The organism is Gelatiniphilus marinus (assembly GCF_042684345.1).
GTDB classification, from domain to species: domain Bacteria; phylum Bacteroidota; class Bacteroidia; order Flavobacteriales; family Flavobacteriaceae; genus Gelatiniphilus; species Gelatiniphilus marinus.
The window spans coordinates 155,251-170,675 of sequence record NZ_JBHULK010000005.1; the positions used below are offsets into that span (position 1 = coordinate 155,251).

The 15,425-nt window shown below is 35.7% G+C and carries 12 protein-coding genes; 10 read left to right on the forward strand and 2 right to left on the reverse strand.

Features of this window, described 5'->3' with window-relative positions:
• Positions 1–28: 28 nt before the first annotated feature.
• The 9 genes from ACFSQS_RS12675 to ACFSQS_RS12715 all read left to right on the forward strand — a co-directional run bounded on the left by ACFSQS_RS12675 (position 29) and on the right by ACFSQS_RS12715 (position 10,468).
• Positions 29–1,063 carry a VWA domain-containing protein gene (locus ACFSQS_RS12675; protein WP_388019477.1) on the forward strand — a complete coding sequence of 345 codons (1,035 nt, stop codon included), beginning with the start codon at positions 29–31 and terminating at the stop codon, positions 1,061–1,063.
• 205 nt (positions 1,064–1,268) lie between these two features.
• A complete protein-coding gene (locus ACFSQS_RS12680) occupies positions 1,269–2,099 on the forward strand; it encodes a tetratricopeptide repeat protein (protein ID WP_388019480.1) in 831 nt (276 codons plus the stop codon).
• 54 nt (positions 2,100–2,153) lie between these two features.
• Positions 2,154–2,531 (forward strand): four helix bundle protein, encoded by a 378-nt coding sequence (locus tag ACFSQS_RS12685; protein WP_388019483.1) that lies wholly within the window; start codon positions 2,154–2,156, stop codon positions 2,529–2,531.
• A 15-nt stretch (positions 2,532–2,546) separates the two neighbouring features.
• A complete protein-coding gene (locus tag ACFSQS_RS12690; protein WP_388019486.1) occupies positions 2,547–4,319 on the forward strand; it encodes a BatD family protein in 1,773 nt (590 codons plus the stop codon).
• Between the two features lie 2 nt (positions 4,320–4,321).
• Positions 4,322–5,080 carry a tetratricopeptide repeat protein gene (locus ACFSQS_RS12695; RefSeq protein WP_388019489.1) on the forward strand — a complete coding sequence of 253 codons (759 nt, stop codon included), beginning with the start codon at positions 4,322–4,324 and terminating at the stop codon, positions 5,078–5,080.
• A gap of 58 nt (positions 5,081–5,138) precedes the next feature.
• Positions 5,139–5,426, forward strand: coding sequence for a hypothetical protein (locus tag ACFSQS_RS12700; protein ID WP_388019492.1), 288 nt, complete (start codon positions 5,139–5,141; stop codon positions 5,424–5,426).
• A 141-nt stretch (positions 5,427–5,567) separates the two neighbouring features.
• A complete protein-coding gene (locus tag ACFSQS_RS12705; RefSeq protein WP_388019495.1) occupies positions 5,568–6,326 on the forward strand; it encodes a carbonic anhydrase family protein in 759 nt (252 codons plus the stop codon).
• Positions 6,327–6,674: 348 nt separating this feature from the next.
• Positions 6,675–8,162 (forward strand): proton-conducting transporter transmembrane domain-containing protein, encoded by a 1,488-nt coding sequence (locus tag ACFSQS_RS12710; RefSeq protein WP_388019498.1) that lies wholly within the window; start codon positions 6,675–6,677, stop codon positions 8,160–8,162.
• Between the two features lie 2 nt (positions 8,163–8,164).
• The gene (locus tag ACFSQS_RS12715; RefSeq protein WP_388019501.1) at positions 8,165–10,468 is read left to right on the forward strand and encodes a DUF2309 domain-containing protein; all 2,304 of its coding nucleotides are present in this window, start codon (positions 8,165–8,167) and stop codon (positions 10,466–10,468) included.
• Between the two features lie 48 nt (positions 10,469–10,516).
• Here the strand turns inward: ACFSQS_RS12715 and ACFSQS_RS12720 are convergent, their stop codons facing one another.
• Complete coding sequence (locus ACFSQS_RS12720; protein WP_388019504.1) at positions 10,517–11,452, reverse strand: LysR family transcriptional regulator; 936 nt, start codon at positions 11,450–11,452, stop codon at positions 10,517–10,519.
• A gap of 595 nt (positions 11,453–12,047) precedes the next feature.
• Here ACFSQS_RS12720 and ACFSQS_RS12725 point away from each other — a divergent pair.
• The gene (locus ACFSQS_RS12725) at positions 12,048–13,913 is read left to right on the forward strand and encodes a SulP family inorganic anion transporter (protein ID WP_388019507.1); all 1,866 of its coding nucleotides are present in this window, start codon (positions 12,048–12,050) and stop codon (positions 13,911–13,913) included.
• A 104-nt stretch (positions 13,914–14,017) separates the two neighbouring features.
• On the opposite strand, the gene ACFSQS_RS12730 is transcribed toward ACFSQS_RS12725, so the two are convergent.
• Positions 14,018–15,418: a DUF5689 domain-containing protein gene (locus ACFSQS_RS12730; RefSeq protein WP_388019510.1), complete on the reverse strand. Its 1,401-nt coding sequence runs from the start codon at positions 15,416–15,418 to the stop codon at positions 14,018–14,020.
• Between the last annotated feature and the right edge of the window lie 7 nt (positions 15,419–15,425).

Below are 15,425 nucleotides of genomic sequence, written 5' to 3' on the forward strand. Positions count from 1 at the left end.
TTGTTTTAAAACAACTAAACAACATTTAATGCAATTAGAAGAAAAAATATGGTTTTGGGCTCTGGGAATTATTCCGGTAATACTCCTATTGTTTTTAGTGCTCCAAATCTGGAAACACAACACACAAAACAAGTTTGCCGATAAAAAACAGCTTAATAGGTTAAGTCCAAATAGGTCATTATTCAAATCCATTTTAAAAATCGTGGTTTTAAGTTTAGCATTTGCATGTTTAGCATTGGCATTAGTAAACCCAAAAATCGGCACAAAACTTGAAACCGTAAAACGCGAAGGTATCGATATTGTTTTTGCGGTCGATGTTTCTAAAAGTATGCTCGCCGAAGATATTGCACCAAACCGATTGGAAAAATCGAAGCAATTGGTTACCCAAATCATAAACAATCTGGCAAGCGATCGCGTGGGCATTATCGCCTACGCCGGAAAAGCGTTTCCGCAACTGCCCATAACCACAGATTATGCATCGGCAAAAATGTTTTTAAATAGCATGAATACCGATATGTTATCATCGCAAGGCACTGCTATTAACGAAGCCATAAAACTCGCCAAAACCTATTTTGATGACGAACAGCAAACCAATCGGGTGCTTATTATAATTTCGGATGGCGAAGACCATAGTGAACAAGCCGCTGCGGTGGCCGAAGAGGCAAACAACGAAGGCATCCGCATTTTTACCATTGGCGTTGGCGATGTAAAAGGCGGTCCCATTCCAGAAAAACGCAATGGCATTATTTTAAATTACAAAAAGGACAACCAAGGCGAAACGGTAATAACCCGCTTAAACGAAGAAACGCTAAAAAGTATTGCCGCAGAAGCCAATGGCGCTTATATAAACGGAAAAAACACCAATAATGTGGTTGAAAGCATCAGGGAAATATTAAATAAAATGGATAAAACCGAATTTGAAGCCAAACAATTTGCCGAGTATAAAGACCAGTTTCAATGGTTTTTGGGCTTCGGTATTTTCTTTTTGCTTTTAGATATTTTTCTTTTAGAACGAAAAACAGCATGGTTAAAAAAGTTGAATCTGTTTAATGAAAATTTGTAAAGTATCGCTTTTAAAAGACGCTTCAAAGCATCAGTTAAAATTGTCATTCCCGCGAAATCGAAGATTCTTGAATTCATTAACTTGAAATAAGAACCAATGAATAATGAGGGAATCTCATAAATTGAACCTATAATTAATAATTTATAAAATTTTTAACGAACATAAATTGAAAGGTTTTCTATATTAGAATTTAGAACCAATGAAGATGAAACATTTAGCAATAATCATATTAACCTTAAGCGCAACCTTTTGTTTTGCGCAGGAAAAAGAGCAGTTAATAGCATTAAAAAAAGCCAATAACTATGTTTACCAAGGCAATAGTCTAGTAAAAGAAGACGATTTTGTTTCGGCAGAAATGGCATACAGAAAAGCCATTTCAGAACAACCCACAGGTGTTGCAGGCATTTACAATCTGGGAAATTCGTATTACAAAAAAGGAAATTTTGACGAAGCCTTATACCGCCATCAACAAGCCGCTGAAAATGCAGAATCTAAAGCTGAAAAACACAAAGCATATCATAATATTGGTAATATTTTAATGAAAAATAAAAAGTGCAAAGAAGCTGTGGAAATCTACAAAAATGCACTTAGAAACAATCCAACAGATAATGAAACACGCTATAATCTAGCTTTGGCAAAAGCCTGTGCCGAACAACAAAAGGATCAGCAAGACCAAAATAAAGACGACAAAGACAAGGATAAAAAAGACGAGGAAAATAAAGAGAACGAAGATAAAAAGGATAAAGAAGGCGACAATAAAGACGATAAAAAAGACGAAGGCGAGAAAGACAAAAAAGAAGGCGACGATAAAAAAGATGACGAAGGCAAACCTAAAGACGAAAAAGAAGATAAAGGAAAAGGAGACGACAACAAGAAAAACAAACAGCAAAAACCAAAGCCACAACCCGGGCAATTATCGCCACAGCAAATAAAAAGCTTATTGGAAGCAATGAATAACCAAGAAAAAAAGGTGCAGGAAAAAATGAATGCCGAAAAGCAAAAAGGCATAAAAATTAAAACCGAAAAAGATTGGTAACTAATAAATTTTAACTAATGAAAAACGATTAACGATTTTTGAGTTGAGAAGTTTATGAAAACAAATAATTTAGAAAAACGAATAATAAATTTCACTGTTTTTATTATTGATATAATACAAAATGTTAAAAATAATTATGCGGGTAATTATTATGGAAATCTGCTTATCCGATCTTCTGGTTCTCCAGCGCTAAACTATGGTGAAGCCAGAAGTGCTGAATCTCATAAAGGTTTTGTTCATAAAATGGGAATATGTTTAAAAGAAATCAGAGAGTCTAATAATTGCTTAAAAATTATAAATAGAGCTAATTTGTATAATGGAAATCAGGATAAAATCAACAAGGCTTTAAACGAAAACAATCAATTAATATCAATCTTTGTTGCTAGCATAAAAACATCTAAAAAAAATAATTCTAATATCAAAAATCGTTAATCGTTGTTCGTTAATATGAATTTTTTAAAACACATATCCATTTTAATGCTAATGCTTGTAACAAGCTTTACCTTTTCGCAGGTAAAATTTGAAGCCAAGGTTAGTAAAAAAAAGTTGGGAATAAACGAACGATTGCGTGTTGATTTTGAAATGAATCAAGATGGCGATAACTTTAATCCGCCAAACTTTAAAGGGTTTACGGTTGTTGGCGGGCCAAACCAATCGGTTAGCAATTCCTGGATTAATGGGGTGCGATCCTATAAAAAAACATACAGCTATTTTTTAGCGCCCAAAAAGCAGGGCACATTTACCATTAGTCAAGCCACCATTACTGTTGATGATGAAACTTACAAAACCTTACCTGTAAAAATTGTGGTTACTGCTGCGGTTGACAAACCAAAGGATCCCAACGACCCCAATTACATTGCTTCAGAAAATATTCACTTAGTTGCAGAAATTTCGAAAACAAACCCCTATTTAAACGAAGCCATTACGGTGGTTTACAAGTTGTACGTCTCACCAAACACAGGCGTTGATAATTGGCGGGAAATTGATAGTCCAAGATATAACGATTTTTGGAGCCAGAATATAGATATAAAAGGGCAGAAAGTGCAAAACGGCACTTATAAAGGCGAAGATTATAGATTTTTAGTGTTGCGAAAAACAGTACTCTATCCGCAAAAAACCGGAAAATTAAACATTGAACCATTAAGTTTGGATATTGCTGTACAAGTACCTACCAGCAGGCGTGATATTTTTGGAAGCCGAATAATGACGCGAGCTCATAGAACCGTTTCGGCAGGCAATAAAACCATAACCGTAAAACCCTTGCCCGAAAAAGGAAAACCAGTCGATTTTACCGGAGCCGTGGGCAGTTTCAATTTTAATGTGTCGGCATCAAAAACTGAATTGGATGCTTCAGAATCGCTTCAGGTAAAAGTTGGAGTAAATGGCAAAGGCAATTTAAAATTATTTAAACTTCCTAAAATATCCCTACCAAGCTCGTTGGAAGTTTACGAGCCCGAACATACCGAAAACGTAAAAACAAATTTAGCAGGTATGCAAGGCAGTATCTCTGATAGTTACACGGTTGTACCTCAATTTAAAGGCAAATATCCCATACCTAGTATTTCGTTTTCATATTTCGATTTAAAGACCGAAAGCTACAAAAGATTAACGTCCAACGAAATTGTAATCGATGTTTTGGATGGCCCTATTAATACCGATTCAAACTCAAACACCACTACTGCAAATCCAGGAAAGCAACGTGTGGTTTTAAACAACGACCAGTTTGCGTTTATAAAGACCAAAACAAATTTTTCATCTATAAAACCAAGCTATTTCTTTAAAACCCCATTGTTTTGGGGCGCATTGTTGTTACCGTTTTTAGCTATTCCGTTTGCCATAATTATCAGAAACAAAAAAGCGGCCAGAGCTGCCGATGTTTACGGAAACAGAATAAGAAAAGCCGATAGATTAGCTAAGAAATATTTGGGCAATGCCAAAAAAGCACTCGGCAAAAAAGAAGCTTTTTATATTGCACTAGAAAAAGCGCTGCACAATTACCTAAAGGCGAAGCTGCACATAGAAACCAGCGATTTAAGCAAAGATAAAGTGATTGATTTGCTAAAGGACAAACAGGTTGATGACAAGGTAATTTCAGATTTTGTAAGCATAATCAAGAATTGCGAATTGGCACGCTACACCCCAATAACCCAAGTAGAAATGCAACAAGATTACGATAAGGCCGCAAAGACCATTTCGTTAATCGATAAACAAGCACGTTAAAAATGAAAAAGGCAATATACATTTTGGCATTTTTGTATAGCACACTGGCTTTTCCTCAAAACGAAACACTTTTCGAGCAAGCAAACACCTTGTACAACCAAGGGAAATATGCAGAAGCCATAGATAAGTACACCGCTATTTTAGAGACCGGAAACCATTCTACGGCATTGTATTTTAATATGGCCAATGCGCATTACAAACTAAATAATATTGCACCAAGCATCTATTTTTACGAAAAAGCTTTATTGCTATCGCCCAATGATAAAGAGATAAAAAACAACATGGCATTTGCAAAAAACATGACTATCGATGCTATTGATATTATTCCGCAATCAGCCATTTCCAAGCTGGTAAAAAACGCAACAAACATTATGGGTTTTGATGCTTGGGCAAAAACCTCTGTGGCTTTTGCATTGTGTTTTGTTACTCTGTTTCTAATCTATTATTTTGCCTATTCAACACTAAAAAAACGTCTTGCTTTTATTGGTTTTATAACAAGCTTGTTTTTGCTTTGTATGTCTTTGGGGTTTGCATTTCATAAATTCAATATCGATAAGAATAATAAACCCGCAATTGTATTTGCCCAGGAAAGTAAAGTAAAAAGCGAACCAAATTCAAGAAGCGCAGAGTCTTTTAGGCTGCACGAAGGTACTAAGGTCCAGGTTTTAGATACCGTAAACCAATGGAAAAAGATAAAGCTCGCCGATGGCAAAACCGGTTGGATTTCGGCAAAAGATATAAAGTTGTTGCACGATTATTAATTGATGTTAAACAAAGCAAATTAAAAATCTTATATTTGCAGTAATAGAAATTAAACACATGCCAAAACAAAGTATATCGATGTTTTTTACAGTAATTTTTTTACTGTACATTACTGCACCGGCTATTGTAGTAATGGTTGACAATGCATCTGATGCATCTGTTGTAATTTCTACTTCCGAAGAAAAAGACCAAGGGCTAGAGCTGGTTTTTTCAAACACCGCTACTATACAAACAAAAACTGTTTTCAATTACGCCAAAAATATTCTGGCATACAACTTAAAAAAGTATCCTAAGCCTTACTTAATTCTTATTTCACAGCCTCCAGAACAAATCTATTTAGGTTAGTAAAACCGTTTCCATATCAACATAGTTATAGAATTAACACCTTACAGCATACAGCTAGGTGTCTCTTAAAATTTTAAGCGGCGTTTCTTTTTTAATCAAAGATAACGAGCTTACACATTAACATAATAAACAAATAAAAACATGAAAACATTAGCAAAAGTATTTTTATTAGTAACCCTTTCTTTTGGCCTTATAGCTTGCCAAAATAAAAAGGCAGATTCTAACGATTCGACAAACAGTAACACCGAAACCAAAACCGAGCAGGAAACCGTACTTGTAAGCAAAGTACTAACTGCTGAAGAGCAAGCCGCATTATCTCCAGACGATGTAATTAACATTTTTAAAGAAGGCAATGAGCGCTTTATTAACAACGATCTTACAAAAAGAGACCATTCGGCCCAGGTAAGGCAAACCACTAAAGCCCAATACCCAAAAGCCATTGTGTTATCTTGTATAGATAGTAGAGTGCCAGTAGAAGATGTTTTTGATAGAGGTATTGGAGATATTTTTGTTGCAAGGGTAGCGGGTAATTTTGTAAACGAAGACATTTTAGGTAGTATGGAATATGCCACAAAAGTTGCAGGTTCCAAACTGGTATTGGTGGTAGGCCATGAACATTGTGGTGCTGTAAAAGCGGCCGTAGATGATGTTAAGCTAGGTAACATTACACCAATGCTTTCTAAAATTAAACCAGCCGTAAATATGGTAGAATACGATGGCGAAAGAAACTCTAAAAATGCCGAGTTTGTTGCCGAGGTATGTAAGAGTAACGTTAAAAACACTATAGCCGAAATTCGTGCCAATAGTCCTATAATGAAGGAAATGGAAGATAATGGCGAAATTAAAATCGTTGGAGCTGTTTACGATTTGGATACAGGTAAAGTGTCTTTTTTAAATTAAGACAAGGGGTTTATATGATGTAATAATCATATAAATTTGCTAAAAACTTCATTTAAGGTATTTTATTCTTTTAAAGGGAATCTAAATGCCATAAATGGAGTTTTTTTTGTTTTGTAAAAAAAGCAAGTTTCCGATTTGTAGCTATTTCTGGCATATTGACTGAAGCTTAGTAAGGAAAAGAATGGTAGATAAAATTAATTACAAGGGTGCTCTTTATTATCTTAAATCATAAAAAATATTTATGTATTATATATTTTATATAAATAAAAATTTATATGATTTTTTTTTAAAATTTGCAGCGCACAAATTCTGTTTGGCAAAAACGATTTAACGCTTTAATAACTTTTTATGACTTCAACAGAAACGGCATCATTTAAAAACAAATTAGGGTCTGTAGCCCCAACACCGCCAAAAAAAAGGCATTGGCTTTCAGGTATTTTTATCCCTCTGGCATGGGTCTTGTTTATCGCCAATGTAGGTTATGTATTGTTTTACGTGCCTAATTTACCACAATGGCAATTAGGCGGCCTTATAGCTATAAATGGCTTATCAACTATTATGTGGTTAGTGGTTACTTTTTTTAGTGCTATTATACAAACTTATGCTTCCAATTACTTAAAAGGGTTTAAGTACAAAGGTAAGTTTTTGCTTGTTAGTTTTCTTTTCGCGCTTAGCGTTATGTTTTTTGTAGTTGCCAACAATGTTGTGCTCTTTTGTGCTTCGTGGTTAATTATGGGGTATTTAATGACGCTTTTAATAGGTATCAACACCGGCTGGGAAGAAGCTAAAAACGCCGCACGTTATGCCCGTAATAATTTTATTATAAGTACTGTGTTTTTAAGTCTTGCTACAGGTTTACTAGTATTTTATACAAACGCTTGGACTTTAACTGGAATTCGCGAAGGCTTGCCAGCACTTACCAAGGGTGTAGCTACACTTGCCGCTTTGGGTGTGTTATTGGCGGCACTTATACAATCTGCAATATTTCCTTTTCATAGATGGCTTATGTCTGCCATGACCTCTCCTACGCCAGCCTCGGCATTAATGCATGCCGGTTTTGTAAATGCTGCTGGGATATTGTTAACTATTTTCGCCCCTTTATTAGTCGAGACCCAGGTTTTAACTCTTATTTTTATTATAGGTAGTGTAACGGCTATTTTTTCTCAGTTTTCAAAATTACTTCAAGTAAACATAAAACAAAAATTAGCTTGCTCAACCAGTGCGCAAATGAGCTTTATGATTATGCAATGTGGTCTTGGTTTTTTCAGCGCAGCTATTACCCATCTTATTTTGCATGGTTTTTACAAAGCGTATTTGTTTCTGTCTTCTGGCGAAGAAATAGAAAAAAGCATACCTAAAGATGCTCTGCCTATTCAAATCAAGCCAATCCAAACCCTGTTTATTTTAGTAATTAGTGGTCTGGGAGGCGTCTTGTTTGCATATATAACTGGTAAAGGTTTGGCATGGGATACAGGTTTGTTTTTAACCTTTATTGTAGCCATAACCGTTGGGCAAATAACCTATAACGTGTTAAATCACTTTAGGTTTTCAATAGTAAAAAAAATAATTGTTTTGCCATTTGCATTAGCTATTGGTATAGGCGTTTATGCGCTAACTTATAACGGTATTGCTTTACTTCTTGCAGATATGCCAATGGCAAATAAGCCTATAGACCTTACCTATGTTCATGTTCTTGTTGGAGCCCTATTCTTGTTGGCGTTTTATGTTATGCTTTCGGGTAGGTACCAAAAAATCCCTTGGCTTTATGTAAAACTGTTAAATGCATCTCAGCCATTCAATAAATCAGTTATTTCTTATAAACATAATCGATCTTAACTATGCAGGATATTTTAAAAAGTATCGAAAAGGCTACACAAACATTTGGAACCACATGGCCTTTATATGCTTTTGTCGCCTCTAATCCGTTGTCGGGTTACGAGCACATGCCTTTTGATAAAGCGGCTCAACTAGCATCGCGACTTTTAAAAGCATCAACCTATCCTAACGCTTCAGAGTTTAAAGCCGCTTTACAAAGAAACGATATCGATAACGATGTTTTATTGAATTGCCTATCTGAAAATCAATTGTTTGAGTCTTCTGGTTTTTACCTAAAACAAATGTTAGCTCATGAGCAAAATAAAACAAAAGCAAAATATGGAAAGTTAGATGTTATCATGTCTAAATGGTTATCGGCTTTTTTAGATGAAGGTCTTGCTGAGTGGCAAATGCCAAATAAAGAACAAGGTTTTTATAAGGCATGGAAACTATTAGCTGTATTTGATGCTAGTTTAGGAAAAAAACTAATAACTACATTACCTGAAACCAGTTTGGAAGCCATAAAAATAGTATTGGATAAAAACGATATATGCAATTACCAAGCATTTTTTGAAGAACACATGGCCGCTTTATCCGGTTGGGTTGGATATATAAAGCACAGGGAAAACAATGCTAGTTTGTGGAACCAATCGTTCCCTATTACAATGGAAGATTATTTAGCAGTTCGATTAAGTATTGCGCAACATATTTACGGCAAACTAAACAATGTTGAAGCTCCAGCAAATAACGCCACCCAATTTAAACTGAAAAACACCTGGTTGAAAGCTTGGGAACAGACTTTTCAAAACAACTTAATAGCAGCCATAAGCAGCAATAATAAAGTAACACGACCAAAAACAGTAATAGAAGCGCAAATGGTATTTTGCATCGATACGCGATCTGAATTAATTCGCCGTCATATAGAAGCTCATGGCAACTATGAAACCTATGGGTATGCAGGTTTTTTTGGCATAGCTATGGATTATAAACGTTTTGATACTAATATCATCTCAAAAGCTTGTCCGCCAATAGTGGGATCGCCTTATTTGGTAACAGAAAAGCCAAACCCAGAACAGCAAAATAAGGTACACTTGTTTAAAAGACAAAAGCAGCAAGGTAAAGCCATGCAATATGTATTAAAACGACTTAAAAACATGTTGCCCTCATCATTTGGATTTGTAGAGGGCGCCGGTTTTTTTTACGGATTGAGTTTAATTATGCAAACCTTAATACCACAGTCTTTTTTCAAGATTAAAACAAAAAGCAGTAACAGTCATGAAGATTTTTGCGAACCAGAAATAAGCTATAATCAAGGATGCGAAAGTGAGGGGATTCCAATTGCTTTAGATGAAAAAGTGGCTATTGTAAAATCTGCTTTTAGCTTAACAGGATGGCAAAATTTTGCGCCCTTGGTATTATTTGTTGGCCATGGGAGCCATACTACAAACAACCCATTTGCATCAAGTTTAGATTGTGGTGCCTGTGCTGCAAACCCTGGGCGCCATAACGCCAGATTACTGGCCAAATTAGCCAATTTACAAGAAGTTCGCGATGTTTTAAAAACAGCACACAATATTTCTATACCTAACGAAACCTTATTTATTGGTGCCGAACATAACACAACCACAGATGCCATAACATTGTTTGATGGCAACGTGCCAACATCGCATCTGGAAGCGCTTGCTATTTTAAAGCAAAACCTTGCAAAAGCTCAAAAAACCGCTACTCAAGAGCGCTTATGTATGGAGTCTGGAAGCATTGATCTAGCATTAAAAAAGGCAACCGATTGGGATGAAACTCGTCCGGAATGGGGATTGGCAAAAAATGCAGGTTTTATAATTGCTCCTCGATCGCTTACTCAAAACACCAATTTGGATGGGCGTTGTTTTTTACATTCTTACAATTATAAGCAGGATAAAACAGGTGAAGCTTTAGAAGGTATTTTATGTGGTCCCATGGTAGTAACACAGTGGATTAACAATCATTATTACTTTACCACAGTTGATACAGATAAATTTGGCGGAGGCTCTAAAATTACCCATAATATTACTGGTAAATTTGGTGTTTTGCAGGGCAATGGAGGCGATATTAAAATGGGCTTGCCCTTACAGTCTTTAAAGGCGACCGACAAAGAATTGTACCATAAACCCTTGCGTTTAACAGTAGTTATTCAGGCGCCTTTAAAGCGTGTGGAAAATATTTTGAAAAAACACCATCATCTTAAAAATTTGGTTGATAACGAATGGATTTATTTAAAAATTCTAGACCCAGATAACCAAAATCTGCCTACAAGCTATACAAAAGACCTAAAATGGCAAGTGCTTTAAGCTTAGGTAATTAAAATGCAATGCTAAAAAAAGTAAATAAAGTGATAATTAATAAAACTCATAATTTTCAAGCCATTTAAAGTTTTCTGAAATAATAGTATCTTTTTGGTCTTGTATATAATCTATAAAAGCGGTTGCGGTAGGCATAAATTTTTTGCCTTTCAGCCAAATTAAGTTCCAAGACGATGTTATAGGTAAGCCTTTGGCTTCAATTATATGCAGTTCGTTATCTTGCAATTCATTTTTTATTCCAATTAATGGCATAATAGAGTAGCCCAAACCAGCAATTACAGCCTGTTTAACGGCTTCGTTGGTTGAAAGTTGCAGCTTTTTTTTAGTTGTAATCTGGCGTGTACTTAAATAATCTTCCATGGCTTTGCGTGTAGCAGATCCTTTTTCTCTATATATAAGAGGTAGATTTTTTAAAATAAAATCAAATTTCTTATTATACAGGTTTTTGGCATGCGCCTTGTTACCCACTAAAAATAATTTATTTTGCATTAATGCAATGCGCTCTACCTCCAAGTTGTCTGGCATTACAGAAACCAATGCAAAATCTATCTTATTTTGTTCTAAACTCTCAAGCACTTTAAACCTATTGGTAACATCCATTTTAAGATCAACCCCAACGTGTTTTTGTAAAAATCCAGAAAGAAAATAGGGCATTACATATTTTCCGGTAGATACAACGGCAATGTTAAGTTGCCCGGTCAAGAATCCTTTGTAATCCATGGTTTTGTGTTTCATGGCATTTACCTCTTTAAGTATTCGCCTGCTGGCTTCGGCAATTTCTTCGCCAAAAGGTGTAATGTATAACTGCCTGCCAATAACTTCTGTTAGCGGTATTTCAAATTGGTTTTGAAGATTTTTTAATTGAATGGAAACGGCAGGTTGTGTTAAAAACAATAATTCTGAAGCTTTGGTAATGCTTTTAGTTTCAACAATTTTCAAGAAAATTTGAAGCTGATTGAGTGTATAGTTCATAAATATAATTTATGTTTTTAAGGTAAATATAAAAATATATTTATGCCGTTAACTATTTAAGTTTATACAGCGCATATAATTTTACACTTTTTTCTGGTTGAGGTGCTTAAAACCAGAGTGGCATGGCATGTTATAATTTTATGTTATTTGTTGGTCTTGTATATTTAATTTTCAGGTTGAAGGTTAAAACCCAAATCCACAGGCTTCCGGATTATTGAAGTTGCTTTAGTTTAAAAAAATATTTTAGCCACCAAAGTTAAAAATTAAAACAAAAACTTTATAATGTGTTCGCAGTTTTACTAGCCATTTCACGAATCAGACTTTCAGTGTAAAAACTAAAACTATAGAATTACATTCCATAGCGGTTTATTTGTGTTAAGCATTAATGGAACCGATTATTTAATTGCTTCATTTCTATAATAAAATACTTTCTTTTTTTTTTGATGGGTATTGGTTTTACTATCTCTATATTTATGGCTAGTTTTGCCTTTTGAAATAAGGCCTAGTGCATCAATTCTGCTAAGGCCATACTTTTACGGACTCACTTAGGTCTATTGTAACTGTTTTTCTTGTTTAAAACTAATGTAATCTAATAATGAAATCTTTTTTTTCAAACTTTAAAGGAGATGCTTTTGGAGGTATTACTGCTGGTATTGTAGCCTTGCCATTAGCACTGGCTTTTGGGGTCTCATCTGGTTTAGGTCCTGCTGCAGGCTTATATGGTGCTATTTTTGTTAGTTTTTTTGCTGCTCTATTTGGAGGCACAAACACACAAATTTCTGGGCCAACAGCACCTATGACTGCGGTTTCTATGGTACTTGTTTCTGGCCTTGTTGCGGCTAACGACGGTAACCTGGAAAAAGCCCTTCCTATTATTTTAAGTGTTTTTTTGCTAGCGGGCCTAATACAAATAGCATTTGGTTTTCTAGGTTTCGGAAAATACATTAAATATATACCCTACCCTGTAGTCTCAGGTTTTATGACGGCTATTGGCGTAGTAATTTTAATTACTCAAATTCTGCCCGTATTGGGTTATTACCCTAAAGAGGACTATACCTATTTAAACCAGTTTAAAGCCGAGGCAGAAAATGTAATTGTCCAGAATATTTTAGAGGAAAAAGCAAAAGAAGGTGTTTTGGATTTACAGGATTACAAACAAATTATAACTGAAACCACTCAGTTTACAGAAGAGGCTATTTTAAAAGAGGCTAAAATTCTTGCCTCAAAAAAAACATCGGGGGTCATGGGCTCTATAAAGGCGCTTCCCCGTGCGCTAAAAAATATAAGTTGGCTGGAGTTGCTTTTGGCTCTGGGCACGATTTTTATTATATACGTATTTAAGTTAGTAACAAAAGCGGTTCCAAGCACACTGGTGGCATTAATTGTTATGTCTGGAATAGCCATAGGTTTTGGTTTAGATTATAAGCAAATTGAAGAAATACCCCATACTTTTCCTGTTCCTAATTTAGAGATTTTCACCGCATTTTCCCTAAGCAGTATGGCTCCATATGTATTTACAGCTTTTACGCTGGCTTTATTGGGATCCATAGATTCTTTACTTACCAGTGTTGTGGCAGACAACATAACTAAAACACGGCACAAGCCAAACAAAGAGCTGTTTGGTCAAGGCATAGGCAATGGCATTGCCGCTATATTTGGTGGCCTTCCAGGAGCTGGCGCAACTATTAGAACTGTTGTAAACATTAATTCTGGAGGAAAAACAAAATTGTCCGGTATGTTTGCTGGTGTTATGTTACTCGTTATTTTGTTGGGCTTGGGGCCTGTGGCATCAAAAATTCCAGCGGCCGTTTTAGCAGGCGTATTGATTACTGTTGGCATAGGGGTAATGGACTATAAAGGTTTAAGAGCTATAAGCAGTTTGCCTAGAGATTTAAAATTAGGGCCATTAAAATTCAGCTCTGAGGCGTTGGTAATGTTTACGGTTTTAATTTTATCTAGCTTTTGGAATTTGGTTTATGCCGTTGCCATAGGATTAGTGGTATCTTCTTTGATGTTTATGAAGAAAATTAGTGATTTAACCGGCGAACAAAGCGACGTACAAGCGTTTAAAGAAAATGAATGGAAAGGTAAAATTGATTTTCCCGACCAGTTAAAAGATAAGGTGTTTGTAGCACAATTAAAGGGTCCCTTGTTTTTTGGCTCCATTACAGATTTTTTAAACTTGGCCACTCTTATTCCTAATACGGCAACTTATGTTATAATGCGTTTAAGCCGCGTGCGCCACATGGATCAATCTGGAGCTTATGCCATGGAAGATATGTTAAGGGAATTACAGAAAAAAAACATCAAGGTGCTTTTTGTTAAGCTATCATCGCAACCCCGTTACATGTTGGAACGTATAGATGCTATACCTTATATTATTCCAGATGATGAAATTTTTGATGATTTTGGAGAATGTGTTAAATGGTTGAATAAAAGGATGATACCGGCTAAAAACTAGTTTTTTTTCAGATTAAAAGCTGTTGGTTAATGGGTTTTTATTTAAGCAGTACCTCATAAACCATGTAAGCTTATGAGGTACTGGCTAATATGATAATTTAAAAATTACTTTGTTGCCAATATTTTAAAATCTTCAACATGGTAGGCGCCATCTAATTGTTGGTCGTTACCAGATCCTGTAACTTTGAAAGCCACGTGAAGCGTTCCGGAATATGAAGAAATATCTATGAGTCCAGAATCTTTGAATTGGTACCACGAATCTGTTCTGGTTGCCAAATTAGCTGTTATTGGTGTCCATGTTGCACTTAGCACATCGGTTCCGTTAAAGTTTGTAGATACCATGACCTCTAAGGTATTTGCATCTGAATCTAAGTGATGCTGTGCTGTAAAGAAGTTAAGGAACTCGTTTTCTTGGGCATCCATATCTATGCCAGGAGAAATTAACCATCCTATGTTAACATCGTCACCGGTTCTAAATCCGCTAAATTCTGCGTATCCGTTGCCGCTAAAAACTTGCTCGGTCCAAAGTTCGCTGCCTTCTTCGGCAAAGTTTGTCCAGTTAGGAATATCTAAATTCGTATTATCTACGGCCGTATTGAAATCTTCTTCAAAAATTACAGAAAAGTCATTAATATCCAATGGCTGGCATTTGGTTTGGGTAAAATCAACCCCGCTTAAATCGTTTAGCACGAGTACTAAATTGCTGCCGTTAAATGTTTTGGCTACAATTCCAGAAATGGTGCCGCCTAATTCTGTTGGAAGTATTTGTTGGCTAAAATTTGCAAACGAACTGGTCTCTAACGGAAAGGTTGAGTAACCGAATCCGTCACAGCTTTGCAGTGTGCGTTGGGTATCAAAATCGTCTAAAGGATCAACAAAGGATTCGCCTTTTAAGCTTTCTGGGAAGCTCGCATTTTCAATCATTACAAACATACCGATATGCGAATCGTTAATTTCGGTAAATTTTACTGTTTGTGGTTCTATGTTTTCTGTTACTTCTGATCTAAAAATATGCAAAGGCACTTGTTTTCCGGTTAGGGCTTCTACCTCGTTATCAGTATTCGCAACACCGCCAATGGTTATAATATCGTCGCCTGTGCGCGTTTCGCCAATGTACAAGTCTTTTAGTTTAATATATACCTCGCGGCCAAAATTAAATTGGTTATAAGAATCTACTTGGTTTAAAACCACTTTCATGGCTGCAGTAGGGCTGCTTGGGCTGTCTTGTATAAAAAATTCTTTGTAAAAATTTCCTGTGGCGTCTGATGAAGACACATAGCCTTTTACATACATATCCGAAACAATTTGAGTGGCTTCACCGGGTTCAAACTGTGCTTTTAAATCGGTTATGCTAATTGCAGATGCACCACTGTTAAGCAAGGCTTGTAATGCTGCATTTTCTTCGGCTCCCAAACTTGTTGGAATGGTATAATCGTCGTCTTGCACACAAGATGTTGTAGCTAAAATCGCTACTAGCAAGACGGTTAAAAATTTTTTCGTTTTCATAACTGTT